This window comes from Streptomyces sp. LX-29, assembly GCF_029541745.1.
Classification (GTDB): domain Bacteria; phylum Actinomycetota; class Actinomycetes; order Streptomycetales; family Streptomycetaceae; genus Streptomyces.
Genome location: NZ_CP089746.1, coordinates 6247522 through 6273440 on the forward strand (window position 1 = coordinate 6247522; position 25919 = coordinate 6273440).

At 74.8% G+C, this 25919-nt stretch carries 21 protein-coding genes, 1 pseudogene and 1 riboswitch; of the genes and pseudogenes, 5 read left to right on the forward strand and 17 right to left on the reverse strand.

The window, feature by feature from the left end:
* Positions 1–95 precede the first annotated feature (95 nt).
* Positions 96–1814: an aldehyde dehydrogenase family protein gene (locus LRS74_RS26330; protein ID WP_277743322.1), complete on the forward strand. Its 1719-nt coding sequence runs from the start codon at positions 96–98 to the stop codon at positions 1812–1814.
* Between the two features lie 150 nt (positions 1815–1964).
* Here the strand turns inward: LRS74_RS26330 and LRS74_RS26335 are convergent, their stop codons facing one another.
* Entirely contained in the window at positions 1965–2639 is a 675-nt protein-coding gene (locus LRS74_RS26335; RefSeq protein WP_277743323.1) for a class I SAM-dependent methyltransferase, read from the reverse strand.
* 10 nt (positions 2640–2649) lie between these two features.
* On the reverse strand, positions 2650–3129 hold the full coding sequence (locus LRS74_RS26340) for a MarR family winged helix-turn-helix transcriptional regulator (protein ID WP_277743324.1): 480 nt from the start codon (positions 3127–3129) through the stop codon (positions 2650–2652).
* Between the two features lie 231 nt (positions 3130–3360).
* Here LRS74_RS26340 and LRS74_RS26345 point away from each other — a divergent pair, with 231 nt between their 5' ends.
* Both LRS74_RS26345 and LRS74_RS26350 read left to right on the forward strand, forming a co-directional pair.
* Positions 3361–4434, forward strand: a complete 1074-nt coding sequence (locus tag LRS74_RS26345) for an alkene reductase (protein WP_277743325.1) — start codon at positions 3361–3363, stop codon at positions 4432–4434.
* An 85-nt stretch (positions 4435–4519) separates the two neighbouring features.
* Positions 4520–5584 carry an aminotransferase class V-fold PLP-dependent enzyme gene (locus LRS74_RS26350; RefSeq protein ID WP_277743326.1) on the forward strand — a complete coding sequence of 355 codons (1065 nt, stop codon included), beginning with the start codon at positions 4520–4522 and terminating at the stop codon, positions 5582–5584.
* A 115-nt stretch (positions 5585–5699) separates the two neighbouring features.
* Here the strand turns inward: LRS74_RS26350 and thpD are convergent, their stop codons facing one another.
* The 4 genes and pseudogenes from thpD to ectA form a co-directional block, all read right to left on the reverse strand.
* Positions 5700–6590 carry an ectoine hydroxylase gene (gene thpD / locus LRS74_RS26355; protein WP_277743327.1) on the reverse strand — a complete coding sequence of 297 codons (891 nt, stop codon included), beginning with the start codon at positions 6588–6590 and terminating at the stop codon, positions 5700–5702.
* Between the two features lie 3 nt (positions 6591–6593).
* A complete protein-coding gene (locus tag LRS74_RS26360; RefSeq protein ID WP_144384567.1) occupies positions 6594–6992 on the reverse strand; it encodes an ectoine synthase in 399 nt (132 codons plus the stop codon).
* A gap of 200 nt (positions 6993–7192) precedes the next feature.
* Positions 7193–8458: pseudogene (gene ectB, locus LRS74_RS26365) on the reverse strand (diaminobutyrate--2-oxoglutarate transaminase); the annotation flags it as partial.
* Positions 8459–8613: 155 nt separating this feature from the next.
* Positions 8614–9156, reverse strand: a complete 543-nt coding sequence (ectA, locus tag LRS74_RS26370) for a diaminobutyrate acetyltransferase (RefSeq protein WP_277743328.1) — start codon at positions 9154–9156, stop codon at positions 8614–8616.
* 489 nt (positions 9157–9645) lie between these two features.
* Here ectA and LRS74_RS26375 point away from each other — a divergent pair, with 489 nt between their 5' ends.
* Together LRS74_RS26375 and LRS74_RS26380 are read left to right on the forward strand one after the other, a co-directional pair.
* Positions 9646–10749, forward strand: coding sequence for an amidohydrolase family protein (locus tag LRS74_RS26375; RefSeq protein WP_277743329.1), 1104 nt, complete (start codon positions 9646–9648; stop codon positions 10747–10749).
* Between the two features lie 265 nt (positions 10750–11014).
* Positions 11015–12034 carry an SCO1860 family LAETG-anchored protein gene (locus LRS74_RS26380; RefSeq protein ID WP_277743330.1) on the forward strand — a complete coding sequence of 340 codons (1020 nt, stop codon included), beginning with the start codon at positions 11015–11017 and terminating at the stop codon, positions 12032–12034.
* 312 nt (positions 12035–12346) lie between these two features.
* On the opposite strand, the gene cobC is transcribed toward LRS74_RS26380, so the two are convergent.
* From cobC to LRS74_RS26435, 11 genes are all read right to left on the reverse strand, one after another.
* Entirely contained in the window at positions 12347–13630 is a 1284-nt protein-coding gene (gene cobC, locus LRS74_RS26385; RefSeq protein WP_277743331.1) for an Rv2231c family pyridoxal phosphate-dependent protein CobC, read from the reverse strand.
* Entirely contained in the window at positions 13620–14489 is an 870-nt protein-coding gene (locus LRS74_RS26390) for a CbiX/SirB N-terminal domain-containing protein (protein ID WP_277743332.1), read from the reverse strand. Before LRS74_RS26390 ends, cobC begins: the two co-directional genes overlap by 11 nt.
* A 260-nt stretch (positions 14490–14749) precedes the next feature.
* Complete coding sequence (locus tag LRS74_RS26395; RefSeq protein WP_277743333.1) at positions 14750–15139, reverse strand: cobalamin biosynthesis protein; 390 nt, start codon at positions 15137–15139, stop codon at positions 14750–14752.
* A 1064-nt stretch (positions 15140–16203) separates the two neighbouring features.
* Positions 16204–17580: a cobyrinate a,c-diamide synthase gene (locus LRS74_RS26400; RefSeq protein ID WP_277743334.1), complete on the reverse strand. Its 1377-nt coding sequence runs from the start codon at positions 17578–17580 to the stop codon at positions 16204–16206.
* A gap of 4 nt (positions 17581–17584) precedes the next feature.
* The gene (gene cobO / locus LRS74_RS26405) at positions 17585–18184 is read right to left on the reverse strand and encodes a cob(I)yrinic acid a,c-diamide adenosyltransferase (protein WP_144384562.1); all 600 of its coding nucleotides are present in this window, start codon (positions 18182–18184) and stop codon (positions 17585–17587) included.
* A complete protein-coding gene (locus tag LRS74_RS26410) occupies positions 18184–20283 on the reverse strand; it encodes a putative cobaltochelatase (RefSeq protein ID WP_277744946.1) in 2100 nt (699 codons plus the stop codon). The genes cobO and LRS74_RS26410 overlap by 1 nt, the downstream gene beginning before the upstream one ends.
* Before the next feature lie 223 nt (positions 20284–20506).
* Positions 20507–22018 (reverse strand): cobyric acid synthase, encoded by a 1512-nt coding sequence (locus LRS74_RS26415; protein ID WP_277743335.1) that lies wholly within the window; start codon positions 22016–22018, stop codon positions 20507–20509.
* 67 nt (positions 22019–22085) lie between these two features.
* Positions 22086–23096 carry a cobalamin biosynthesis protein gene (locus LRS74_RS26420; RefSeq protein WP_277743336.1) on the reverse strand — a complete coding sequence of 337 codons (1011 nt, stop codon included), beginning with the start codon at positions 23094–23096 and terminating at the stop codon, positions 22086–22088.
* 54 nt (positions 23097–23150) lie between these two features.
* A riboswitch (cobalamin riboswitch) is annotated at positions 23151–23299 on the reverse strand.
* A 140-nt stretch (positions 23300–23439) separates the two neighbouring features.
* Positions 23440–23691 carry a hypothetical protein gene (locus tag LRS74_RS26425; RefSeq protein ID WP_277743337.1) on the reverse strand — a complete coding sequence of 84 codons (252 nt, stop codon included), beginning with the start codon at positions 23689–23691 and terminating at the stop codon, positions 23440–23442.
* A 38-nt stretch (positions 23692–23729) separates the two neighbouring features.
* Positions 23730–24944: an inorganic phosphate transporter gene (locus LRS74_RS26430; protein ID WP_277743338.1), complete on the reverse strand. Its 1215-nt coding sequence runs from the start codon at positions 24942–24944 to the stop codon at positions 23730–23732.
* Positions 24945–25102: 158 nt separating this feature from the next.
* Positions 25103–25777, reverse strand: coding sequence for a GH25 family lysozyme (locus LRS74_RS26435; RefSeq protein ID WP_277744947.1), 675 nt, complete (start codon positions 25775–25777; stop codon positions 25103–25105).
* Positions 25778–25919 lie beyond the last annotated feature (142 nt).

Genomic DNA, 25919 nt, shown 5'->3' on the forward strand with positions numbered 1-25919 from the left:
CTCGGCGGTGAACTCCGCCTCCTTGACCGCCTGTTCGACCGGCCATAGGGTCCCGGCTGCGTGCGCCCGAACGTTCGGCAGCCAGGAGGACCGCGGTGGCAGTACCCGTGTGGAGCGTCGACCCCCGAACCGGCGAGCAACGAGAGCGGGTGGCCGCCGAGGCGACGCCTGAGGCGGTCGACGGCGCCGTACGGGCCGCGCACGCCGCGCGGGAGGCGCTCGCCGACCGGGCGGTGCGGGCCGCGCTGTTGCGCGCCGCCGCCGCGCGGCTCGCGGAGGCGGAGGCGGAGCTGGTGGCGGCCGCCGACGCCGAGACCGCGCTGGGAGCGGCCCGGCTCAGCGGGGAGCTCGCCCGGACCACCGGCCAGCTGCGGGCCTTCGCGGAGGTCGTGGACGAGGGCGCGTTCCTGGACGTGGTCATCGACCACGCGGACCCCGGCCACACCCCGCCCCGCCCCGATCTGCGCCGCTGCAAGCTGCCGCTCGGCGTCGTGGCCGTCTACGCCGCGAGCAACTTCCCGCTGGCCTTCTCGGTGCCCGGCGGCGACACCGCCAGTGCCCTGGCCGCCGGCTGCCCGGTGGTGATCAAGGCGCACCCCGGCCACCCGGCCACCTCGGAGCTGGCCGCCCGCCTGCTGCGCCGCGCGGCCGTCGACGCGGGGCTGCCGCCGGAGGTCATCGGCCTGGTCCACGGCTTCCAGGCGGGCCTGGAGCTGGTCCGGCATCCGCTGGTGGCGGCGGCCGGCTTCACCGGCTCGGTGCGCGGCGGACGGGCGCTGTACGACGCGGCGGCCGCCCGGCCGCGGCCCATCCCCTTCCACGGCGAGCTGGGCAGCCTCAACCCGGTCGTGGTCACCCCGGCCGCGGCGGAGGAGCGCGCGGAGGAGATCGGGGCCGGACTCGCCGCGTCGATGACGCTCGGGAACGGCCAGTTCTGCACCAAGCCCGGCCTGGTCCTGGCCCCGGCCGGGACGGCCGGCGACCGGCTGCTCGCCTCCCTGGCGAAGGCCGTCGGGGCCGTGGCGGCGGGGGTGTTGCTGGACGCCAGGATGCGGGAGTCCTTCGTCGCGGGGGTGGGGGAGCGGACCCGGCTGCCCGACGTACAGGCCCCCGTCCTCCCGGGCGACGGGGGCGGGCTCGCCGTGCGCCCCGGGTTCCTCACCGTGCCCGCCGCGCGGCTCGCCGCGGACGGCCCGCACGACCTCCTGCTGGAGGAGTGCTTCGGGCCGGTCACGGTCGTCGCGCGCTATACGGAGCGGGCCGAGCTCAGCGCCGTACTGGGGCGCCTGGCCGGCAACCTCACCGCCACCGTGCACCTCGGCGACATGGAGGGCGCGGAACCCGGCGGGGCGGGCGTCAGCGGCGAGGAGGCGGGCGGCCACGCCGGCGGCCACGATCACGGCGGATATGGCGACCGGGACGGGTACGGCGGCCAAGGCGGCCAAGGTGACCGGGGCGGCCAAGGCGGCCAAGGCGGCCAAGGCGGCCGGGGCGGCCGGGGCGAGTACGGCGAGCGGGGCGGATACGGGGCGCGGCTGCTGGCCGAGCTCACCCCGCTCGCCGGCCGGGTGGTGGTCAACGGCTGGCCCACCGGCGTCGCGGTCAGCCACGCGCAGCACCACGGCGGTCCGTATCCCGCCACCACCTCCACCGCCACCTCGGTCGGCGCCACCGCCGTCGAACGCTGGCTGCGTCCCGTGGTCTACCAGGACGCCCCGGCCGCCCTGCTGCCGCCGGAGCTGCGCGAGGAGAACCCGCTGGGGCTGCCGCGCCGGGTCGACGGGGTCCTGCGGGCCGCCCCGGGAGCGCGCTGAGAACGGCTCCGCGCGACCCGCGGTCTGACGCGCTCCGCGCGGACCCCCGACCCGACGCGCTACCGCGCCACCGCGCGGAGGGGCACGTCGGCGGTGCGCGCTCCGCGTCGCCGCGCGGAGGGGCCGGCCGGCGGCGTGCCGCGCGGAGCCTCAGTCGGCGGTGCGCCGCGCGATGAGCTGGAGCCGGACGACGGTCCGGCCGTCGAGCGTGGGGACGGCGTCCTCGCGCTCCTCCGCCACCTCGAAGCCGCCGCGCTCCAGCGACTCCCGCAGCCGTGCCGGGTCCTGGTGTCGGAACACCCCGCCGTCCTCGATCTCGAAGGTGCCGTACGCCCCGCCCTCCGGTCGCCGCTCGCGGTAGGAGCGCCGGTGGTGCGGGTCGTCCTGGAGGGGCACGTCGCTCAGATAGAGCACCCCGCCGGGGCGCAGCAGCCGCGCCAGCTCGGCCACCGTCTCCGCCTGCGCCCGATCCTCGGGGACGCAGGTCAACACCGCGAACAGCAGTGCGGCGTCGAAGGAGTCGGAGGCGAAGGAGAGCGGCAGTCGCTCGAAGTGCGTCAGCCGCAGCCCCGGATGGTCCGCGCGGCCGCGCGCGACGAGGGCGGCGGACCGGTCCACGCCCCGCACGTCGGCGTAGCCGAGGGCGGTCAGCTCGGCGGTCAGCCGTCCGTAGCCGCAGCCGTAGTCGAGGATCGCGGCGCCGGCCGGCACATGCCGGGCCAGCAGCTCCGCGTCGAGCGGGTGGGTGAAGGTGTGCGCGGCGCCGGTGGTCTCCCAGTACGCGCGCAGCCGTGCCCCGTGGGGCGTATGAGCCGATCGGGTCATACGCCGCACGCTACCCCTGGCGCGCCGCCCGGCACAGGTTGCGTTCCAGCACGCCGAGGAGCCGGGCCAGCTCGCGCTGTTCGTCCTCGTCCAGCCCGGCGACGGTGCGCTCCTCCAGCTCCGTCCAGGCCGCCGCCACCTCGGCACGCAGCGCCTCGCCCGCCTCGGTGGTCCGCACCAGGGCGGCGCGGCGGTCTGCCGGGTCCGGGGCGCGGCACACGAAGCCGGCCTGCTCCAACCGCTGCACCATCCGGCTCACGGTCGAAGGGTCCAGGTCCAGCAGCTTGATCAGCTCGGACTGGCGCTGCGGGCCGTGGTCCCACAGGTGCATCATCAGCAGTTCCTGGCCGGGGTGCAGGCCGGTCTCGCGCAGCACCATGGCGGCCGCGGCCCGGTGCACCCGCGCGGCGCGGAAGACCGCGTGGCTGATGCGGCCGCCCGCGGCGGCGGTGGGCAGGCCGGTACAGGCGCCCTCGTCGACGGATGTCATGGCTGCTCTTCTCCTCGTGGCTCGCTGAGGCCCACCCTACGCCGAAATTATGTGGCCGGCCAAGGAATGGGTTACGGTGGCCGCAGGTTTACTTGATCGGCCACATAAAAAGGGCCGCAGATCCCCCCTTCCCGAGACCGCAGGCCAGAGGACCCGGAACACCGGACACCGCAACGCCGGACACCGGAAGACCGGACCACCTCGGCGCCGCCGCCCAGCCAGGAGCACGACATGACCACCGCCTTCGACCCCGTCCACCTCGCCGGCGCCCGCCTGGCCAACCGCATCGCCATGGCCCCCATGACCCGCAGCCGGGCCTACGGGCCGACCGCCGCCCCGACCGCCGCCACCGCCACCTACTACGCGCAGCGCGCCTCCGCCGGGCTGATCATCACCGAGGGCATCCAGCCGTCCCCGGTGGGCCAGGGCTACCCCGACACCCCCGGTCTGCACAGCCAGGAGCAGGTCGACGCATGGCGCGTGGTCACCGACGCCGTGCACGCGCGCGGCGGTCGGATCTTCGCCCAGCTGATGCACACCGGCCGGGTCGGCCACCCGGTGCTGTTGCCCGACGGGCTCGTCCCGGTGGCCCCCTCCGCCATCGCCGCCGCGGGGCAGGTGTACACCCATCAGGGGCCGCTGGACTTCGTCACCCCGCGCGAGCTGAGCGACGCCGAGGTCCGGCAGACCATCGCCGACTTCGCCACCGCAGCCCGCAACGCGATCGCGGCCGGCTTCGACGGCGTGGAGATCCACGGCGCCAACGGCTACCTGGTGCAGCAGTTCCTGGCCCCGAACGCCAACCGGCGCACCGACGAGTGGGGCGGCTCCGACGCCGGCCGCATCCGGTTCGCGGTCGAGGTGACCCGCGCGGTCGCCGACGCGATCGGCGCCGAGCGCACCGGCCTCAAGCTGTCCCCGGGCAACCCCTACAACGACATCCAGGAGCCCGACCCGGCCCCCACCTACACCGCCCTGGTCGACGCCCTCGAACCGCTCGGCCTCGCCTACCTCCACATCGCCGAGGCGCCGGGCCAGCGCGAGCTCACCCTCGCCCTGCGCAAGCAGTACGGCGGCACCCTCATCCTCAACCCCGCCGCCGGCGATCGCCCCGCCGGGCCGGAGGACCTCACCCTGATCGAGGACGGCGCCGCCGACCTGCTCGCCTTCGGCAGGCTCTTCCTGGCCAACCCCGACCTGCCCCGCCGCCTCGCCGCGGGCGGACCGTACAACGCCCCGGACATGTCCACCTTCTACGGCGGTGACGAGCGCGGCTACACCGACTACCCCTCCCTCGCCGACTGAGGAGCGCACGGCGCGCCGCCGCCGGCGCCATCGCCGGCGGCGGTCGCCATGGACGAGGGGATCATCACGGCCCATAGTGGGGGCTATGGAGAGCCTGGCACGCGCCGAGTTCGCGCCCACGACGACCTACCTCAACTCCGCTTCCAGCGGGCTGCTCCCGGCCCGCGCCACGACCGCCCTCAAAGAGGCCCTGGACACCGCCGCCCGCGGCGGCGACTGGGTCGACGCCGCCTTCGCGGCGGTGGAGGAGTGCCGCGCCGCCTACGCCCGGATGGTCGACGTGCCCGCGCGTCGCGTCGCGGTGGGCGGCTCGGTCGCCGTCTACGTCGGACTGATCGCCGCCGCACTGCCACCCGGCGCCGAAGTCCTCGTCGCCGACAACGACTTCAGCTCGCTGGTCAACCCCTTCGTGACGCGCCGTGACCTCACGGTGCGCACCGTGCCGCTGGAGCGGCTGGCGGAGGCGGTGCGCCCGCACACCGCGCTCGTCGCGGTCAGCGCCGTGCAGTCCGCCGACGGCCGGCTCGCCGACCTCGACGCCATCGCGGCCGCGGCCCGCGCCCACGGCGCCCGCACCCTGGTCGACGCCAGTCAGTCCGCCGGCTGGCTGCCGCTGCGGGCCGACGCCTACGACTACACCGTGGCCGTCGGCTTCAAGTGGCTGCTGGCCCCGCGCGGCGGCGTGGCCTATCTGACCGTCCCCGAGGACCTCGGTGGACTCCACCCGCTCTTCGCCGGCTGGATCGCCGGCGAGAAGCCGGCGGACAGCTGCTACGGACCGATCGCGGAGCTCGCCCACTCCGCTCGCCGCTTCGACGAGAGCCCCGCCCTGCTGACCTACGTCGCCGCCCAGCACTCCCTCGCGCTCATCGAGAAGCTGGGCCCCGAGAGCATCGGCGCCCACGACACCGCCCTCGCCGACCGCTTCCGAACCGGACTCGCCGCGCAGGGCCACACGCCGGTGCCCGCCCCCGGATCCGCCATCGTCGCGGTGCCGGGACTCGGCCACGCGGCGGCCCGGCTGGCGGAGCGGGACGTGTACGTCTCCGAGCGCGACGGCAACCTGCGCGCCGCCTTCCACCTCTACAACACCGCCGCCGACGTCGACCGGCTGCTGGAGGAGCTGGCCGCCCTGCCGGGCTCGGCGTGACGTCGGGTGACCGCGCGCGGCAGCGTCGGTGCGCGGGCGGTCGTCCTCCCCGCGGGGCGGGCGACCGCCCGCGCCACGGGGAGGACGACCCCGCCCCTCCCGGCCCGCGGGGCCGTCACCGCACCGGGGTGAAGTCCCGCGCCCCGATGAAGGAGGGCCGGCGAGCCGGTGCGGCGAAGGGCTCGACCGCCGCGTTCTCCACGCTGTTGAAGACGATGAAGACGTTGCTGCGCGGATACGGCGTGATGTTGTCGCCGGAGCCGTGCATGCAGTTGCAGTCGAACCAGGTCGCCGAGCCGGCGGGGCCGGTGAACAGCCGGATGCCGTGGCGGTCGGCCATGGTGGTGAGGGCCTGGTCGGACGGGGTGCCCGCCTCCTGCATCCGGAGCGACTTCCGGTAGTTGTCCCGGGGCGTCGCGCCGGCGCAGCCGAGGAAGGCGCGGTGCGAGCCCGGCATGATCATCAGGCCGCCGTTGGTGTCGTGGTTCTCCGTCAGGGCGATGGAGACGGACACCGTCCGCATCCGCGGCAGGCCGTCCTCCGCGTGCCAGGTCTCGAAGTCGGAGTGCCAGTAGAACCCCGAGGCGCCGAAGCCCGGCTTGACGTTGATCCGGCTCTGGTGGACGTAGACCTCGGAACCGAGGATCTGTCGGGCGCGGTCCACCACCCGGGGGTCGCGGACCAGGTCGGCGAAGACCTCGCTGATGCGGTGCACCTCGAAGACGGACCGCACCGCCTGGGACGCCGGCTCCACGATCGAGCGCTCGTCGGCGCGCACGGTCGGATCGGCGACCAGCCGGTCCAGCTCGGCGCGGCAGACCGCCACCTCCGACGGTGTGATCAGCTGGTCGACGGTGAGGAAGCCGTCCCGCTCGTAACCGGCGAGTTCCGTCGGCCGGATCGGGCCGGGGGCCCCGGGCGCGGACCACACCACGGGGTCCTGACGGGGGGTGATGACCTCGCTGCTGCCCCGGGTCGGGTAGGCGTCGACGGTCGTGGTCGTCATCGTTCAGCCCTCCTCCGTGAGCAGCGGGTAGACGCCGTTCTCGTCGTGGTCCTCCCGCCCGGTGACCGGCGGGTTGAAGACGCAGACGCAGCGGAAGTCGGTCTTCGGACGCAGCGTGTGCCGCTCGTGGCCGTCGAGCAGATACATCGTGCCGGGCGAGATCCAGTGCTTCTCGCCGGTCTCGTCGTCGGTCAACTCGGCCTCGCCCTCGACGCAGAGGACGGCCTCGATGTGGTTGGCGTACCACATGGACGTCTCGGTGCCCGCGTAGAGCACGGTCTCGTGCAGTGAGAAGCCGACGCGCTCCTTGGCGAGGATGATGCGCTTGCTCTCCCAGGTCCCCGACCTGGACTTGACGTGGCGGTCGGTGCCTTCGATCTCCTTGAAGGATCGGACGATCACGGCGGTGGTGCCTTTCTCTCGGGTGCGGGGTGGTGTGGCTCTGTGCCGGTGGGTGGGTACGGGGTCTTCGTGGATCCGCGGGCGCGGCGCGGGGAGCCGGCCCGGTCGGCGGCTTCGGACCGGCCCGGTCAGCGGGTCCCGACCGGCTCGGCGGCGGAGGCGGCGGCGGTGCCGGGGGCCTCGGGGGCGTCGCCCGACGGGGCCGTCTCGGCCACCGCGCGGGCCAGGGTGCGCAGCCCCTCGTCCAGCTCGACCGGGCTGATGGTGAGCGGCGGCAACAGCTTGACCACCTCGCTCCGCGGCCCGGAGGTCTCGATGAGCAGGCCGAGCTCGAAGGCGCGGCGGGCGACGGCCGACGCGCGCGCCGGGTCGTCGAACTCCAGCCCCCAGACCAGGCCGCGGCCGCGGTAGCAGGAGCCGGAGCCGGTGGGCTCCGCGCAGATGGCGCGCAGGGCCGCCTCGACCTGTTCGCCGCGGGCCAGCGTCTGCTTCTCCATGCCGCCGTCGGCCCAGTAGGCGTCCAGCGCGGCGGTCGCGGTGACGAAGGCGGGGTTGTTGCCGCGGAAGGTGCCGTTGTGCTCGCCCGGCTCCCAGACGTCCAGCTCCGGCCGGAAGAGGGTCAGCGACATCGGCAGGCCGTAGCCGCCGATGGACTTGGACAGGGTGACGATGTCCGGAGTGATGCCCGCCTCCTCGAAGGAGAAGAAGGCGCCGGTGCGGCCGCAGCCCATCTGGATGTCGTCGACGATCAGCAGCATGTCGCGGCGTCGGCACAGGTCGGCGAGGGCGCGCAGCCACTCCGGGCGCGCCACGTTGATGCCGCCCTCGCCCTGCACGGTCTCGACGATGACCGCGGCCGGGTGGTTGAGCCCGGAGCCCTGGTCCGCCAGCAGTCGCTCGAACCAGAGGAAGTCCGGCGTCTGGCCGTCCAGGTAGTTGTCGAAGGGCATCGGGGTGCCGTGGACCAGCGGGATGCCGGCCCCGGCCCGCTTGAAGGCGTTCCCGGTCACGGCGAGCGCGCCCAGAGACATCCCGTGGAAGGCGTTGGTGAAGGAGACCACCGCCTCCCGCCCCTTGACCTTGCGGGCCAGCTTGAGCGCCGCCTCCACGGCGTTGGTGCCGGTCGGCCCCGGGAACATCACCTTGTACGGCAGGTCGCGCGGGCGCAGCACGATCTCCTGGAAGGACTCCAGGAAGGCGCGCTTGGCGGTGGTGCCCATGTCCAGGCCGTGGGTGATGCCGTCACGTTCGAGGTAGTCGAGCAGGGCGCGTTTGAGTACCGGGTTGTTGTGGCCGTAGTTGAGAGCTCCGGCGCCGGCGAAGAAGTCCAGATAGGTGTGGCCGTCCTCGTCGTACAGATAGCTGCCCCGGGCGCGGTCGAAGACGGCCGGCCAGCCGCGGCAGTAGCTGCGCACCTCCGACTCCAAAGACTCGAAGACACTGAGGGCGGGCGGGGTGATGGTCACGGCGTCTCTCCTGTGGGCGTGCGGGATGTCCGGTGGTCGTACGGGATATGAGCGGGCGTCAGCGGCCTCGGGGCCTCAGGGGCCTCTCGGAGCTCGGAGCTCGGGGCTCGGCGCCTCGGGGCCGCGGATCGCGGGTCGCGGGTGTCCTCGGCGGGTCAGAACGCGAGCGGGCCGATCCGGTAGAGCACTTCGGGCTGGTGCCCGCCGTCCGGGAACAGGTCGTCGTGGAAGAGCACCTCACGCTCGACGTCGGCGCCGTGCCGCTCGGCGAACGAGGTGAACAGCCGGTGGGAGGCGGCGTTGTCCGGGGTGATGGTGGTCTCGACGCCGTGGACGCCGGAGGTCTCGGCGACGCGCGCGGCCAGCCCGTCCAGCAGCGCCGCCGCCAGCCCCCGACCGCGGTGTGGGGCGTCGACGGCCACCTGCCACACCACGAGGGTGCGGGGGCGGTCCGGGCGGATGTAGCCGGTGACGAACCCCGCCGGCTCCCCGCTGGCGTCCCGGGCCACCGCCGAGGTGGCGGCGAAGTCGCGGCACCACAGCAGGTAGCTGTACGAGGAGTTGAGGTCGAGCACGCGGGAGTCGCGGGCGATCCGCCAGATCGCGGCTCCGTCCTCCACGCGCGGTCTGTCGAGTCGCAGCCCCTCCGGCATTTCCTTGAATTCGTCACGTACAAGGTCTGCTTGTGCGGCGGTCATGCGAATTGAATTTACCGATCGGAAAGTGAGATTGCATCGCGGGGAGGGGTTATGCGGGGCAGGGGGGTTGTGTTATCGCGCGGGGACGTGCGTACGCGCGAGCTCCTGCTGAAATGCCGGTGTTTGTACGGGAGTTATCGGGTGTACCGGGCGGCGCTGTGGGGTCCGTCACAGCCGTGCGGCGGCCGTCCGAGGCGACCGAATTACGGCGGTGAGGACTGATGGAATCTTGGCGTTTAGGTATGGGGAAACCGGGCAGGAGAACATGGGGAGCTGCACTGGAAAAGCGCCGGAAAAGGCGCTGGAAAAGGGAGTGAATTAAATGTGATGTCGGGGGAATCGGCGGTGCGCGTCCTCGCGAACGGCCCTGCGGCCCGACCGTGGGGCGCGACCGGTGGGCTCCGCGTGGGCGAGGCCCCGGTGAGGCCCCGGGTCGGCCCCGCTCCCCGGTGTGTCCGCCCCGCCTCCCGGGCTCGTACAGTGCCGACCATGACCAAGAGCGCGGTGCTGCACATCAAGGGTCGGGTGCTGGTGGAGCCGGAGGACGTCCGGGACGAACTGTGGGTGGTCGAGGGGAAGATCTCCTACGAGCGGCCCACCGGCGCCCTCGCCCGCGACCTCCGCACGCTTGAGGGCTGGGCGCTCCCGGGGCTCGTGGACGCGCACTGTCACGTCGGCCTGGACGCCCACGGCGCGGTCGACTTCGCGACCACCGAGCGTCAGGCGCTGGCCGAGCGTGAGGCCGGCGCGCTGCTGCTGCGGGACGCCGGGTCCCCCTCCGACACCCGCTGGATCGACGAGCGCGAGGACCTGCCGCGCATCATCCGCGCGGGCCGCCACATCGCCCGCACCAAGCGCTACATCCGCAACTACGCCCACGAGATCGAGCCCGAGGAGCTCGTCGCGTACGTGGCGCAAGAGGCGCGGCGCGGTGACGGCTGGGTCAAGCTGGTGGGCGACTGGATCGACCGCGACACCGGCGACCTGTCGGCCTGCTGGCCGCGCGGGGCGGTGGAGGCCGCCATCGCCGAGGCGCACCGGCTGGGCGCCCGCGTCACGGCGCACTGCTTCGCGGAGGAGACCCTGGCCCCGCTGGTCGAGGCCGGCATCGACTGCGTCGAGCACGCCACCGGGCTCACCGAGGAGACCATCCCGCTGTTCGCGGAGCGTGGCGTGGCCATCGTGCCGACCCTGGTCAACATCGCCACCTTCCCCACGCTGGCGGAGCGCGGCGAAGGGAAGTTCCCGCTCTGGGCCGACCACATGCGCCGGCTGCACGCGCGCCGCTACGACACCGTGCGCGCGGCCTACGACGCGGGCGTCCCCGTCTTCACCGGCACCGACGCCGGTGGCTCCCTCCCGCACGGGCTCATCGGCCAGGAGGTGGCCGAGCTGGTGAAGGCGGGCATCCCGGTGTCGGCCGCGCTGTCCGCCGCCACCTGGGGCGCGAGGTCCTGGCTCGGCCGCCCCGGACTGACCGAGGGCGCCCCCGCCGACCTGGTCGTCTACGACGCCGATCCGCGCCAGGACGTACGGGTGTTGACGGCCCCACGCTGGGTGGTGCTGCGGGGTCGGATGGTGAGCGGGAGCTGAGTGAGGCCGGCGAAACCGGCCGGAGCAGGTGCGATGTGGAGTGACGGGACGCGACGGATGCGCCCGGGGAATCGAAAAGAGCGACGAGCGGCACTCGTTGGGGTGAAGTGACGCCGGGTGGCTGTTTACTCACTCGGAGTGCGTAACGATGGCGTCGTCGAAGCCATCGGCGCCCGTGATGTCCCCCGAGGCGAGGCGCCGGCGGCTCCCTTTCTCCTGTGGGGGTTCCACACTCGTGTCCTGTTCCACTCGCTCCACCCGCGCCGTGCCCGCACGTCGTCTCGCCGCTACCGCGGCCGCCACTCTGACCACGGTGGTGCTCGGCGCCGTACCTCTGGCCGCCCCCGCCACCGCCGCCGGATCCGAGCTCGGCGAGGCCCGCGCCCGCACGGCGCCGGGCACCCCGCCGGTCACCCCGCCCCGCGCGACGGGCAAGGCCGACGCCGTGGTCCTGCGCACCGGGCTCGACGTCTCGCTGCTCAACAAGACGGTCAACCAGCCGGTGGACCTCGCGCTCAACGAGGTGCACGCCCCCGCGAGCGCCGAGAAGACCACGCTCACCACGACCCTCGAGGGTGTCGAGGGCGGCAAGCCGGTGACCCTGCTGCGGGCGGACGCGGCCTCCGCCCGCGCGACGGTGGACAAGCGCGCCACGCAGGGGTACGCCAACCTGGTCAACGCCAAGGTGCACGTGCCCGGACTGCCGCTGCTCTCCCTCATCGAGGTCCAGAAGGTCACCTCCAAGGCGGTCTGCGCGGCCGGCAAGCGGCCCACGGCCGAGTCGAACCTGCTGGGCAGCGTGCTGGTGCTGGGCAAGCGGGCCACGCTCACCACGGGCGGCACCACCACGGTCGCCGTGCCCGCCGTCGGTGAGGTCCGGCTCGACCTGTCCCGCACGGTCACCACCTCCCGCACCGCCGCCGCCACCGCCCTCGACCTGAAGGTCTCCGTCAACCCGCTCAAGCTCAACGTCTCCGAGGTCTCCGGCCGCGTCACCCTGGCCCAGGCCAGCTGCGAGGCGCCGCGCGGCGCCGAACCGCGGAAGCCGGCGGACAAGCCGGCCGACAAGCCCGCGGACAAGCCCGCCGACAAGCCCGCAGACCCCGGCAAGGGCAGCAGCGTGCAGAAGGCGGGCGGCACCCCGCCCGAGGAGAACCTCGCCGAGACCGGCGGCAGCTCCAGCACCCCGTATGTCGCGGGCGGCGCGGCCGTGTTGATCCTGGCCGGCGGGGGCACACTGCTCTACACACGGCGGCGCCGAGCGGCGGCACGCGGCGTGGAGTGACGCCCCGCCGTCACCCCTCGACCGCTCCCGGCGGTCGCCGCTCCCGCGGTCCGGTCGGTGACCGGCCCCGACCGGTCAGGCCCGTTATCGGTGCGGGCCTGCCCGGCATGGGGTCGATGTCGCACGTGCCGTCGCCGAGGTGGCCGATCACGATGATCGCCATAGTGGCCGACCACGGTGGCCGACCCGGGTGACCCGCCCGGTCGGCCGGCCGGGTCGGCTGGCGGGGTGGGCGGCCGGGTCGGCTGGTGAGGTCGGCTGGCGGGGTTGGCCGACCGGGTTTCGGCTGTTGATCGGCTGGCGGGGGTCGGCTCAGCCCTCGGTGAGGGCCTTGGCCAGGGCCTCCGCGAACCGGTCGGTGGTGGCGCGGTCCCGTACGGCGATCCGCAGCCAGTCCGGGCCAAGCCCCGGGAATGTGTCACCGCGCCGCACCGCGAAGCCGTCCGCGCGCAGCCGCTCGCGGACGGTCGCCGCTCCCGCCAGCCGGACGAGCAGGAACGGCCCCGCCGCCGGCCCGGCCACGCTGATCGCGTCGAACTCCGCCAGCCGCGAGAGGAGATGCTCCCGGTCGGCCGCGATGCGCTCGGCGGCCTCGGCCGCCTCGGTGAGCGCGGGCGGCGCACAGCACGCCTCCGCCGCCGTCAGGGCCGGGCTGGAGACCGGCCAGAGCGGCTGGGCCCGCTCCAGCCCGGCTATGGTCTCCGCCGCCGCCAGGACATACCCGATGCGCAGCCCTGCCAGGCCCCAGGTCTTGGTGAGGCTGCGCAGCACGACCAGGCCCGGTATGTCGGTGCGGGCGGCCAGTGACTCGCGTTCGCCCGGCACGGCGTCCATGAACGCCTCGTCCACCACCAGGGTCCGCCCGGGACGGGCCAGCCGGGCCAGTCCTTCGGCCGGGTGCAGCACGGAGGTGGGGTTGGTGGGGTTGCCGATGACCACCAGGTCGGCGTCGTCGGGGACCCGCTCCGGACGCAGTCGGAAGCCGTCCCGCTCGTCCAGCACCACCCGCTCCACCCGGTGTCCGGCGTCCCGCAACGCCGCCTCCGGCTCGGTGAACTGGGGATGCACCACGACCGGGCGGCGCACCGGCAGCGCCCGCGCGAGCAGCACGAAGGCCTCCGCCGCCCCGGCCGTCAGCAGCACCCGCTCATCCGGCAGCCCGTGCCGGGCCGCCACCGCGTGCCGTGCCGCCCGCCCGTCGGGATAGGCGGCCAGCCCGTCGAGGGAGGCGGCGATCCGGGCCTTGAGCCAGGCCGGCGGCGTGTCGGTGCGGACGTTGACCGCGAGGTCGACGTACTCGCCGCTGTTTCCCCGCACTTCGGCGTCGCCGTGGTGCCGCAGATCGAATCCGGCCGCCGCGTCGCCGTCGGCGTCAACGTCGGTGTCGCCGTCGGCACGGACCGATGCCGACGCCCGCGCGGGCGTCACCGCGGCGCCCCGGGCGGCATCGCCGTTCGCGCCCTTCGCGCTGGTGCCGGTCGTGCCGGTCGCGCCGATGGTGCCAGTCGGCTCAGTCGGCTCGGTGGAGGTGTCGGTCCGGGCGGTCCGCGGTCGGTGGTCCTCGATGCCGATATCGGCGTTGCGTTCAGCGGACATGGGCATGGTCCTTGGCTCGTTCCTCGTCTCGACGGTGCGTCTCGCAGGGGGCGGCCCGATGGTCGCCGTACCCGTCGTGTCGCGCCGCCACCTCCGCGTAGTGGTCCCACACGGCCTCCGCCAACGCCTCCACCGGGCCGACGGGGCGCGCGAACCGCACCTCCACCGACGGATACGCCAGCGCCCAGCCCTCAGCCTGCTGCCGGGCGCGACCGGTCGCCACCCCCTCGAACAGGGCGTACGGCAGGACGACCACACGGCGGGCGCCGAGCCGCGCACAGCGGTCCAGGCCGGAGGCCACATCGGGAGCGGCCAGCGAGACGAACGCGGGCTCCACGCCGGCGAAGCCCCGCCCCTCCCAGAGCAGCCGGGCGGCCCGGCACAGCTCGGCGTTTCCGGCCGGGTCGGTCCCGCCCTCGCCCACCAACAGCACGGTCGTCGCCGCCCGGTCGCCCGGCGTGCGCGAGCCTCCGCCGGCCGCCTCCGCCACCCGCTCCTCCAGCGCGTCCAGCACCTTCGGATGCGGGCCCAGCGGGCGGCCGAGCACACCCGAGAGGCCGGGATGCCGCCGACCCGCGTCGGCCAGCTCCGTCGCCACCGCCTCCGTCAGCTCCGCCGTCCCCCGACCGCCCGGAAACAGCGTCAGCGCCACCGCGGTCAGCCGCGTCACCCCGCGTCCGGCCAGCTCGTCGACCGCCTCCGCGAGCGAGGGGCCGCCGCCCGGCCCGGTCCCCCCGCCCGCCACGGCGACCCCGGGCCGCCGGGCGGCAGCGCGGGCCACGAGCGCGCGGAACGCCTCGGTCTGCGACGCGTCCGGGTCGCCGTGGCCCGCGATCAACAGTGCGGGGGGAGAGGTCACGGGGGCTCCTTGAGCGGATGGTGCGAGTCGTGCGGCCGGCGGCGTCGTCCGGGAGACGTTACCCACTACTTGGAACACGCCCCGGCGCGGGGCGACGTTACCGCCGACTGCTGCCCGAGGCCCTACCAAAGGCCACGGCACGGACGCCCGTTCGGGCGCGTGCCGTTGGGCGTGCGGGGCGCCCCTGCTTCGGCACTGTGGGTGCTGCCCGCGGTGGGAGCCGGGGCGGGTGGCGTGCGGAGGCCCCGGCGCGCGCGGCGCTACGGCCGGTCGCCGGCCGGGGCCGCGCCATGGGCCACGGCGCAGGTCGCGGACGCCGACGCCCGCTTCGGTACGAGGAGTTGCGCCCCGTCACCGGCCGCGAGCAGGGCCGCCGCCTCGGCGACGCTGGGCGTGCCGACGGCCGCGAGCGCGGCGGCGGAGGCCGGGCCGGGCACGGCGACGGCGGCGAGCGCGGCCGCCTCGTAGACCCGCACGGGCACCCCGAGGACGGACGCGGCGCCGACGAGGCCCGGCTCGGCGGCCTTGGCCGCCACGGTGGCCAGCGCGGTCACCGCGGACGGGCACCGGCCGGACTCGGCGAGCACCCGCCGGATCAGCTCCAGGACCTCCGACACCGGCACGCCGCGCCGCGCGCCTATCCCCACCACCAAGTGCTCCGCGGGGTCGGCGCGGTGGGGTGGTTGGTGCTCCGGACGGTCCGCGGGGCCGGCCTCCGCGTGGTGTGGCGGTCGGTCCTGCGGACGGCGCGCGGGGTCGTCGTCCGCGCGGTGGGGTGTTCGGTCTCCCGGGCGGCCCGCGGGGCTGGCCACCGCGTGGTGTGGCGGTTGGTCCTGCGGACGGCGCGCGGGGTTGTCATCCGCGCGGTGCGGTGGCCGGTCTCCCGGGCGGCCCGCAGGGCCGGCCTCCGCGTGGTGTGGCGGTCGGTCCTGCGGACGGCGTGCGGGGTCGTCGTCCGCGCGGTGCGGTGTTCGGTCTCCCGGACGGCCTGCGCGGCCGGTCACCGCGCGGTGGCGTGCTCGGTCCTCCTGACGGTCCGCGGGGTCGTCGTCCGTGCGGTGGGGCGGTCGGTCTCCCGGACGGCCCGCGGGGCTGGCCTCCGCGTGGTGGGGTGGTTGGTGCTCCGGACGGCCTGCGGGGTCGTCGTCCGCGCGGTGCGGCGGTCGGTCTCCTGGACGGCCCGCGTGGCTGGCTACCGCGCGGTGGCGTGCCCGGTCCTCCAGGCGGTCCGCGGGGCCGGCCACCGGGCGGTGCTGTGGTCGGTCCTGCGTACGGCCTGCGGGGTCGTCGTCCGCGCGGTGCGGTGTTCGGTCTCCCGGGTCGTCCGCGCGGCCGGCCTCCGCGTGGTGGGGCGGTTGGTGCTCCATGTGGTCCGCAGGGTCGGCCACCGCGCGGAGGCGTGCTCGGTCCTCCTGACGGCCCGAAGGGCCGGCCACCGGGCGGTGCTGTGGTCGGTCCTGCGGACGGCGTGCGGGTTCGTCGTCCGCGCGGTCGGGTGTTCGGTCTCCCGGGCGGCCCGCGGGGCTGGCCACCGCGCGGTGCGGCGGTCGGTCTCCCAGACGGCCCGCGCGGCCGGCCTCCGCGTGGTGGGGCGGTTGGTGCTCCATGTGGTCCGCAGGGTCGGCCACCGCGCGGTGGCGTGCTTGGTCCTCCTGACGGCCCGCGTGGCCGGCCGCCGCGTGGTGGGGCGGGGTGGCCGGCGGGGGTGTCCGGCTCATGCCGGTGCGCTTGTGGCGACCAGGCGGGCGGCGGCGGACGGTGTGGCGGCCCAGTGGACATGCAGGTAGGAGGCGTGCACCGAGCCTTGGACGAAGCCCTCGACACGTCGGTCCGGGTGGACGACACCCCACGCGGGGGAGGGGCCGGCGCCCGGTTCCACGACGGTGCGGTGGAACTCGTGCCCCCGCATCCGGGTTCCGGCGGCGGCCAGTGCGTTGTCCTGGAGCGCGACCGCCTCCCGGTAGCCGAGCGTCAGCCGCTCGGTCATCCGCGCCTCGGCCGGCAGCACCCCGCACATCGGCTTGCCGTCCAGCGAACGCGCCAGGTAGAGCAGGCCGGCGCACTCGGCGGCGAGCGGAGCGCCCGAGCGGGCCAGGTCCGCCACGGCCGTGCGCAGCGACTCGTTGGCGGACAGCTCCGGCGCGTACACCTCCGGGAAGCCGCCCCCGATGACCAACCCGCCGGTGCCCTCCGGCAACTTCTCGTCCCGCAGCGGATCGAAGGTCACCACCTCCGCCCCGGCCGCCGTCAGCAGCTCGGTGTGCTCGGCGTACGAGAAGGTGAACGCGGGTCCACCGGCGACGGCGACCACGGGCCGCGCGCCCGCGCGGTCCGCGGCCGGCCCCGCGACGGCGGCGATCTCACGCGCCGGGTCCCAGGCGTCCCCCGGCAGCGGGGGAGCGGTCCGCGCGAGAGCCAACAGGCCCTCCAGGTCGCAGCCCTCACGCACGTGCTCCGCCAGCGCCGCCACCGACTCGACCGCGTCCGGCCGTCGCTCCGCCACCGGGACCAGGCCCAGGTGGCGCGAGGGCGTGCCCACCGCGCCGACCCGCCGCAGCGCGCCGTAGACCGGCACGCCCGAGCCCTCCAACGCCTCGCGCAGCAGCGCCTCGTGCCGGTCGGAGCCGACCTTGTTGAGGATGACGCCGGCGACCCGGATCTCCGGGTCCCAGGAGGCGAAGCCGTGCACCAGTGCCGCCACCGAGCGGGACTGCGAGGAGGCGTCGACGACCAGCACCACCGGCGCCCGCAGCAGCTTCGCCACGTGCGCGGTGGACGCCAGTTCGCCCTGCCCGCTCGCCCCGTCGTACAGCCCCATGACGCCCTCGACCAGGGCCAGGTCGCAGCCGGCCGCGCCGTGCAGCAGCAGCGGGGCGATCCGCTCCGGGCCGCACAGGTACGCGTCCAGGTTGCGGCCCGGGCGGCCGGTGGCCAGCGAGTGGTAGCCGGGGTCGATGTAGTCCGGCCCCACCTTGTGCGGCGAGACCGCGAGCCCGGCCGCCGTGAAGGCGGCCATCAGCCCGGTGGCGACGGTGGTCTTGCCGCTGCCGGAGGCGGGAGCGGCGATGACCAGCCGGGGAACGCTTCTCACACGATCACCATTCGATGCCCCGCTGGCCCTTCTGGCCGGCGTCCATGGGGTGCTTGACCTTGGACATGTCGGTGACCAGGTCGGCGAGGTCCAGCAGCGGCTGCGGCGCGTTGCGCCCCGTGATCACGACGTGCTGGGTGCCCGGGCGGTCGCGCAGCACCGACACCACCTCCTCGGTGTCCACCCAGCCCCAGTGCATCGGGTAGGCGAACTCGTCCAGCACGTACAGCCGGTAGGTCTCCTCCGCCAGGCAGCGCTTGACCTGCTCCCAGCCCTCGCGCGCCTTCTCCTCGTTGGACATCTCGCCGTCGCGCTGGATCCAGGACCAGCCCTCGCCCATCTTGTGCCAGTCGACGGTGCCGCCCTCGCCGGAGGCGCCGAGCACCTTCAGCGCGTTCTCCTCGCCCACCTTCCACTTGGCGGACTTCACGAACTGGAACACCCCGATCGGCCAACCCTGGTTCCAGGCCCGCAGCGCGAGCCCGAAGGCGGCCGTCGACTTGCCCTTGCCGATGCCCGTGTGGACCAGCACCAGCGGGCGGTTGCGGCGCTGGCGGGTGGTCAGCCCGTCCTCGGGAACGACGGTCGGTTGTCCCTGCGGCATTACGCGGCCCTCCGTGTCAGTCGTGTCGTGTGTGCCTTGCGTTCCGCGCGTACCAGCGTGGTCACGCTGTCCGCGCGGAGCTCGTCGAGTGTCACCGGTGTGCCGTGCAGCTCCTGGGCGAGCGAGGCCGCGAGACCCAGCCGCACCGGGCCAGACTCGCAGTCGACGACCACCGACGCCACCCCGTCGGCCGCCAGCAGCGCCGCCGCGCGGCCCGCGCGGGCCAGCGGTTCGGGGCCGCCGGTGGCGCGCCCGTCGGTCACCACCACCAGCAGCGGCCGGCGCGAGGGGTCCCGGAGCCGCTCGATGCGCAGCGTCTCCCGGGCCTTGAGCAGCCCGGCGGAGAGCGGAGTGCGGCCACCGGTGGGCAGCTTCTCCAGCCGTACGGCGGCCGCGTCGACCGAGGAGGTGGGCGGCAGGGCGAGTTCGGCGCCCGAGCCCCGGAAGGTGATCAGTCCGACCTTGTCCCGCCGCTGGTACGCGTCGAGCAGCAGCGACAGCACGGCGCCCTTGATGGCGCCCATGCGCTTCCGCGCGGCCATCGACCCGGAGGCGTCCACGCAGAACAGCACGAGATTGCCCTCGCGGCCCTCGCGTTCGGCCTCCCGCAGGTCGTCGCGGCGCAGCACCAGACCCGGGCCGCGCCGGCCGCGCGCCGCCTGGTGCGGGGCCGCCGCCCGCACGGTGGCCGCCAGGTGCAGCCTGCTCAGCGTGGACCGCGGGCGGCGCGCGCCGGTGGTGCGGCCCTGCGCGGTACGCGCCCGCGAGCGCCGCCCGGCCGCCCCCTCGCCCAGCCCCGGCACATCGAGCTTGCGCGCCTTGAACGGCTCGCCGGCGCCCACCGCGCGCTGCTCGGCGGCCCCGGCGCCGGAGCTGCCCTCCGGCGCGTCCGCACGCTCCTGGAGGCCCCCCGGAGTGTCCTGCCGCGGGGCGGGGGACTCCTGCTCCGTACGCGGGGGATCCTGTCGCTGCTCCGGCAGGTCGGCCGCCCCCTCGGGGAGCGGGCCGTCCCGCGGGGGCACGCCGCCGGGGCCGTCGTCCGGGCCGCCGTCGCCGTCGTCGTGGAGACCGTCGCCGTCCGGGTCCGGGCCCTCGGGCTCCGGGTCCGGCTCGTCGTCCTCCACGTCCTCGAACTGGCTCAGGATCTCGTCCAGTCGGTCCTCGTCCAGACCCGGCGCGTCGAAGGGGTTGCGCCGCCTGCGGTGCGGCAGCGCGAGCAGCGCCGCCTGGCGTACGTCCTCGGTGGTCACCGCCGTGCGCCCGGCCCACGCGGCCAGCGCGGTCGCGGTCCGCGCGGTCACGATGTCGGCGCGCATGCCGTCCACCTCGAAACCGGCGCACACGGCCGCGATCTGGCGCAGCGCGCCGTCGCCCAGCCGCACCGCCGGCAGCAGCGCCCGCGCGGCGGCGATGCGCTCCCGCAGTTCGGCCTCCTCCACCGCCCAACGCGCGGCGAAGCCGGCCGGGTCGGCGTCGTACGCCAGCCTGCGCCGCACCACCTCGACCCGCTCGTCGGGCACCCGCGAGGCGGCCACCTCGACCGTCAGCCCGAACCGGTCCAGCAACTGCGGCCGCAGCTCGCCCTCTTCCGGATTCATGGTCCCGACGAGCAGGAAGCGCGCCGCGTGCCGTACGGAGACGCCTTCCCGCTCGATGTAGGAGGAGCCCATGGCGGCGGCGTCCAGCAGCACGTCCACAAGGTGGTCGGCGAGCAGGTTCACCTCGTCCACGTAGAGGATGCCGCGGTGCGCGGCGGCCAACAGGCCCGGCTCGAAGGCCTTCACGCCCTCCGACAGCGCCCGCTCGATGTCCAGCGCGCCGACGACCCGGTCCTCGGACGCGCCTACGGGCAGCTCGACCAACCGCGTCGGCCGCGTGGCGCCGGCTCCCACCTCGTGTGGCCCGTCGGGGCACTGGGGATCGGGCACGGCCGGGTCGCAGCTGAACCGGCACCCGTCGATGACGGACACGCCGGGGAGAACGGTGGACAACGCGCGCACCGCAGTGCTCTTGGCCGTGCCTTTCTCGCCGCGGATGAGCACGCCCCCCACAGCGGGGCTGACCGCGTTGAGCAGCAACGCGAGCCGTAGATCCGCCATGCCGACGATCGCGGTGAGCGGATAGGGGGTGGTCGTCACGCGTTGATCACTCCTTCGGGGGTTTCTCGCTCTGCTGTGGCGATGCGCTCGCGCGGTGGGAAGCAGACGGGCAGTGATGTCCCCGCGCGTGCGGGGGTGACTCCGCCGTCTCTCCTGCCGTGGGCGGCGTGTCTGTCATCTCCCCGCGCGTGCGGGGAGGGCGCGGGTGGTGCACTGGGGGCGTTCACGGTGCCCCCGGGGGTATGAACGGCAGCCCCTCGGGGACCCCGTCCTCGATCAGCCGCAGCAGTGCGTCCGTGTCGGCGTGCTCCTCGACCAGGTCGCCGAGCCGGTCCAACTGCTCCTCGCGCAGGGCGCCGAAGGAGGTGTCCGGGGCGGGGACGAAGGACCGGCCCGCGTCCGCGGCGACGCGGCGCAGGAACGCCCGGCGGAAGCCGTCGCTCTCCAGCGAGCCGTGCCAGTGCGTGCCCCACACGGAGCCGACGCGGCAGCCGTCCAGGAAGGGCTCGCCGCCCAGCACCTCGGCGACGCCGTGGTGGATCTCGTAACCCTCCACCCGCTCGCCGAGCGCCTCGCCCACGGGTCGGGCCAGGGTCTTCTCCCGCGCGAAGCGCACCCGCACCGGCAGCAGCCCGAGCCCCTCGACCCGCCCGGCCTTCGACTCGACCTCGTCCTCGATGTGTTCGGACAGCGCCTGGAAGCCGCCGCAGACGCCCAGCACCGGGCGGCCCTCCGCGGCCCGCCGGGCGATCGCGTCCGCGAGCCCGCGCTCGCGCAGCCAGGCCAGCGCCTTCACGGTGCCGCGGGTGCCGGGCACCACCACCAGGTCGGCGTCGACGAGCTCCTCGGGCCGGTCCACGAACCGCACCACCACGCCCGGTTCGGCCGCCAGCGCGTCGACATCGGTGAAGTTGGACATCAGCGGGACGGCGGCGACCGCCACCCGCAGCACGTCGGCTCCGTGCGGCGGGGCCACGACGGACTCCCGGACCGTGCCGCGCAGCGAGACCCGCAGTCCGTCCTCCTCGTCGATGCCGAGGCCGTGCGCGTACGGCAGCACGCCGAACGTACGACGCCCGGTCAGCCCGTGCAGCATGTCCAACCCCGGCTCCAGGAGCGTCACATCGCCCCGGAACTTGTTGACCAGATAGCCCGCGACCAGCTCCTGGTCCTCGGGCGCGAGCAGCGCCGTCGTGCCGAAGAACTGCGCGAAGACCCCGCCGCGGTCGATGTCCCCGATCACCACCACCGGGAAACGCGCCGCCCGCGCGATCCCCATGTTCACGATGTCGGTGCGCCGCAGGTTGATCTCGGCCGGGCTGCCGGCTCCCTCGCAGATGACGGCGTCGTGGGTGCGCCGCAGCTCCGCCAGGCACTCCACGACCGGCTCGAAGAGCTCCTTCTGCCGGTTGCCGTGGTAGCCGCGAGCGCTCATCTCGCCCACCGGCCGGCCCATCAGCACGACCTGGCTGGAGCGGTCGCCGCCCGGCTTCAGCAGCACCGGGTTCATCAGCGCGCTCGGCTCGACGCGGGCCGCCTGTGCCTGCATGGCCTGCGCACGGCCGATCTCGGCGCCCTCGCGCGTCACGAACGAGTTGAGGGACATGTTCTGCCCCTTGAAGGGCGCCACGCTGACCCCCTTGCGGGTGAGCCAGCGGCAGATCCCCGCGGTGACCACGCTCTTGCCGGCGTCCGAGGTGGTCCCCGCGACCAGCAGTCCGCCGCCCCCGCTCATCCCTGGCTCCTTCCGGCGGCCGCCGGCCGCACCGTCGCTGCGCTGTCGCCGCCGTCGCCGTGGCGGTTCATGCGGCTCCTCCCCGGGAGCCGGTCGGCCGCCGTCCGGCGCGCGCGCCCCGGAGGGCGGAGCGGGCGGCGGCTCCGGCCAGCCGGCCGGCGATCGAGGCGGTCAGTGCGAGCGCGGCCACCCGGCCGGACAGCCGGGTCGCGCGGGCGATGTCGCGGAACTCCACCGGCCGCCCCTCGGCGTTGAGCACCGGCCGGTGCTCGACCCGGCCGCCGTAGGCCAGTGTGCCCCCCAGCCGCACGCCGAGCGCGCCCGCGAACGACGCCTCGACGGGGCCCGCGTTGGGGCTGGGATGAGCGCCCCCGTCGCGCCGCCAGGCGCGCCGCGCCCCGCGCGGGTCGGGGCCGGCGACCGTGGTGAGGGCCGCCGTGAGCCGTGCGCCGGGCCAGCCGGCGAGGTCGTCGAGGCGGGCGGAGGCCCAGCCGAACCGTCGGTACCGCGGCGACCTGTGGCCCACCATCGCGTCGAGGGTGTTGACCGCGCGGAAGCCGACCAGGCCGGGCACGCCGCCGAGCGCGCCCCACACCAGGGCGCCCACCACCGCGTCGGAGGTGTTCTCGGCGACGGACTCGACGACCGCGCGGGCGATCTGCTGCTCGTCCAGGGCGTGCGGGTCGCGCCCGCACAGGTGCGGCAGCCGCTCCCGGGCCGCGGCGAGGTCCCCGGCGGCGAGCGCCGCCCCGATCGTCTCGGCCTCGCGGCGCAGCGAGGTGCCACCGAGCACCGCCCAGGTGGCGGCGGCGGTGAGCGCCACCTCGGCGCCGGGGGAGCCGGTGGCGTTCCGTACGGTGCGGGTGAGCAGCGCCGCGGCCGCCGCCGCGCCGCCCGCGCACAGCGCGGTGTACGCCGCGCCGTGGGCGCGGTGGTCGCGCCACAGCAGCCGCTCGGCGGCCGCGGCGGCGCGCCCGAAGGCGGCCACCGGGTGACCGCGGCGCGGGTCGCCCGCGGCGAGGTCACCGAGGAAGCCGAGGGCGGCGCCGCACGCGTAGCTGGCGTGGTCGGCACGCATCCGTATGTGTCCTCACTCAGGGTCCGCGCCCTGGCTCGACGTGACCGGCGACCAGAGTCTCCTGGCTCCCGGATCCGCGCTGCCCCCGGCCTTCCAGCCCTGTGACGCCGTGGACCATGACGTCGAGCCGTGACCCCTGTTGAGGGGGAGCGCTCCCCGGTGACAGTGGCGGGACCGCGCCGGATTCTCACCGGACTTCCTCTGCTGTCGCCGTTTGGCCCCGGAAGTCCACCATGCTGCGGGAACGGCCGTCAACTCACTGTTGACCTGCGCGGAGAGGTGCGGATACGCGTGTGCCCCGGGGCGTGTGTCCCGGGGCACAGAGAAGCGCGCGGCGGTTGGGTCAGCCGCTGACGATGAGGTAGATGCCGTAGGCCACGGCCGCCGCGCACAGCGCGTAGCAGGCGTAGCCGCCGGTCCGCGCGAGCGCGGACGCGGCGCTCGAGGCGGCGACCGCCCCGCCGTCGGCGCCCTCCGGCCGCGCCTTGCGCGCCGAGGTGCCGAGGATGCCGAGGGTGAAGACGCCCACCATCGTGACGGTCACCACGAGGGTGACGCCGAAGACCTGGCCGAGGGCAGCCCAGTCGATCTGCATCGCAGTGATTCCTTACCTAGAAGCCGTGAGGGGCCGGGTCAGACCGCGGCCTGGGCCGGAGCCGGGGTCGCGGGCTCGGCCTGGCCGGCCGGCGGCGGGGCGACCGACTGCAGCGCGGCGGTGACGACGCCCACCGGCTCGCCGGCCTCCGCACCCATGTCGTTGACGTTGGTGTGGTCCACCGGCTTGCGGCGGGAGGCCAGCCAGATCGCGGTGCAGGCGGCGACGGCGAGCACGGCGACCGCGGTGACGCCGATGTCACCCTGCTTGGCCAGCAGCGCCGCGGCGGCGCCGACCAGACCGGCGGCCGGCAGCGTCAGGCCCCAGGCGGCGACCATGCGGCCGACGGTCTTCCAGCGGACCACGCCGCCCTTGCGGCCCAGGCCCGCGCCCATGACCGAGCCCGAGCAGACCTGGGTGGTGGAGAGCGCGAAGCCGATGTGGGAGGAGGTCAGGATGGTGACCGCGGCGCCGGTCTGGGCGGCGAAGCCCTGCGGCGGCTGGATGTCGGTGAGGCCCTTGCCCATGGTGCGGATGATCCGCCAGCCGCCCAGGTAGGTGCCGAGGGCGATGGCCAGACCGGCCGAGGCGATGACCCACATCGGCGGGTCGGCGTCCGGCGCCAGCGCGCCACCGGTGATCAGCGCCAGGGTCATCACACCCATGGTCTTCTGCGCGTCGTTGGTGCCGTGCGCGAGGGAGACCAGCGCGGCCGAGGCGATCTGCCCCGCGCGGTAGCCCTTGGCGGTCGCCTCCGGGTCGGCCTTGCGGGCCGCGCGGTAGGTCAGCTTGGTGGCCAGCAGGGTGGCCAGGCCCGCCACGATCGGGGCCGCGATGGCCGGGATCAGGACCTTCATGACGACCTCTTCGCCGTGGACGGCACCGAAGCCGACCGAGGCGACCGTGGCGCCGATCAGACCACCGAAGAGCGCGTGCGAGGAGCTGGAGGGGAGACCCGCGAGCCACGTCAGCAGGTTCCAGATGATCGCGCCCACCAGACCCGCGAAGATCACTTCGGGTTGGATGCCGGACTCGTCGATGATGCCCTTGGAGATGGTCGCGGCGACCTCGACGGACAGAAACGCGCCGACGAGGTTGAGGGCCGCCGACATGGCCACCGCCGTCTTGGGCTTCAGGGCGCCCGTGGAGATGGTGGTGGCCATGGCGTTGGCCGTGTCGTGGAAGCCGTTCGTAAAGTCGAACACCAAGGCCGTGATGATCACGATCCCGATGAGAAGCGTGATGTGTTCCATTCACCCAGGCAATCGTTCGGTGGTCAGTGGCATGGCGACCGTAGGGATGGTGAGTGAACGGAAGGTGAACTGGCGGGGGTGTCGGGATGACACGACACGGGAGGAGCCGCAGGTGGGCCGCCGTCCGGTGCGCTCCGGAGTGCGAGATTCCGGCTGATTCACGCCGTTGCGAACCGCTTCAGCTCCACCGCCGAGCCGTTGAAGAGATTCTGGTCACCCGGCAGTCGACCCCGTTCCGCGTACTGCCAGAAGGTCGGTCGTCGCCACCCCGCCGGCAGCGGGCCCGGCGAGGCGGCCCAGCGGGCCAGCCACAGGGGGTGGCCGGAACCGAACGCGGCGCTGTCACCCGTGCACCGCCGCCACCACGTCGTTGTGGTGTAGATCACCGGTCGCCGCCCGGTCTGCCGCAGCACCTCCTCGCTGAAGGCGGCGATCCAGCGCACCATCTCCGCCCGACGCAGCCCGTAGCAGGGCTTCCGTCTGTCGTACGGGTTCCACTCCACGTCCAGCGCGGGCGGTAGCGTCCAGCCGTCCGGGGTCCAGCCCCCGCCGTTCCGGAGGAAGTGGGCGGCCTGGGTCTGTCCGGAGGACAGGTGCGGCACCGCGAAGTGATACGCCCCGCGCAGCAGCCCCGCCTCCCGGGAGCCGGTGTACTGCCGGCTGAAGTAGGGGTTGCGGTACGAGGTGGCCTCGGTCGCCTTGACGTAGACGAAGACGGCGCCGTTCTTGCGCGCCGCGTCCCAGTCGACGTTCCGCTGGTGCGAGGACACGTCGTGTCCTCGCGGCTTCCCGGCTCCGGCCGCCTGCGGCTGGGCCGGCAGGACTGCGGTCAGCGTGGCGGCCAGAAGGGCGAGGACCCGTCGCGGACGGCGGTCGTCACGGGCCCCGGAACGGCGATGCGCGTGACAGAGCCTCCGTAGCGTATCGGAAGATCGACATGCCCATGGCAAGTGTGAGGTGGGTGTTGCCGCTGCT

Bases quoted from the DNA above. Each gene is read 5' to 3' on its own strand.
- LRS74_RS26335 (WP_277743323.1), bottom strand. From the start codon at position 2,639: ATGACCCGATCGGCTCATACGCCCCACGGGGCACGGCTGCGCGCGTAC.
- LRS74_RS26340 (WP_277743324.1), bottom strand. From the start codon at position 3,129: ATGACATCCGTCGACGAGGGCGCCTGTACCGGCCTGCCCACCGCCGCC.
- LRS74_RS26345 (WP_277743325.1), top strand. From the start codon at position 3,361: ATGACCACCGCCTTCGACCCCGTCCACCTCGCCGGCGCCCGCCTGGCC.
- LRS74_RS26350 (WP_277743326.1), top strand. From the start codon at position 4,520: ATGGAGAGCCTGGCACGCGCCGAGTTCGCGCCCACGACGACCTACCTC.
- thpD (WP_277743327.1), bottom strand. From the start codon at position 6,590: ATGACGACCACGACCGTCGACGCCTACCCGACCCGGGGCAGCAGCGAG.
- ectA (WP_277743328.1), bottom strand. From the start codon at position 9,156: ATGACCGCCGCACAAGCAGACCTTGTACGTGACGAATTCAAGGAAATG.
- LRS74_RS26375 (WP_277743329.1), top strand. From the start codon at position 9,646: ATGACCAAGAGCGCGGTGCTGCACATCAAGGGTCGGGTGCTGGTGGAG.
- cobC (WP_277743331.1), bottom strand. From the start codon at position 13,630: ATGTCCGCTGAACGCAACGCCGATATCGGCATCGAGGACCACCGACCG.
- cobO (WP_144384562.1), bottom strand. From the start codon at position 18,184: ATGCCGCAGGGACAACCGACCGTCGTTCCCGAGGACGGGCTGACCACC.
- LRS74_RS26410 (WP_277744946.1), bottom strand. From the start codon at position 20,283: ATGGCGGATCTACGGCTCGCGTTGCTGCTCAACGCGGTCAGCCCCGCT.
- LRS74_RS26415 (WP_277743335.1), bottom strand. From the start codon at position 22,018: ATGAGCGGGGGCGGCGGACTGCTGGTCGCGGGGACCACCTCGGACGCC.
- LRS74_RS26420 (WP_277743336.1), bottom strand. From the start codon at position 23,096: ATGCGTGCCGACCACGCCAGCTACGCGTGCGGCGCCGCCCTCGGCTTC.
- LRS74_RS26425 (WP_277743337.1), bottom strand. From the start codon at position 23,691: ATGCAGATCGACTGGGCTGCCCTCGGCCAGGTCTTCGGCGTCACCCTC.
- LRS74_RS26430 (WP_277743338.1), bottom strand. From the start codon at position 24,944: ATGGAACACATCACGCTTCTCATCGGGATCGTGATCATCACGGCCTTG.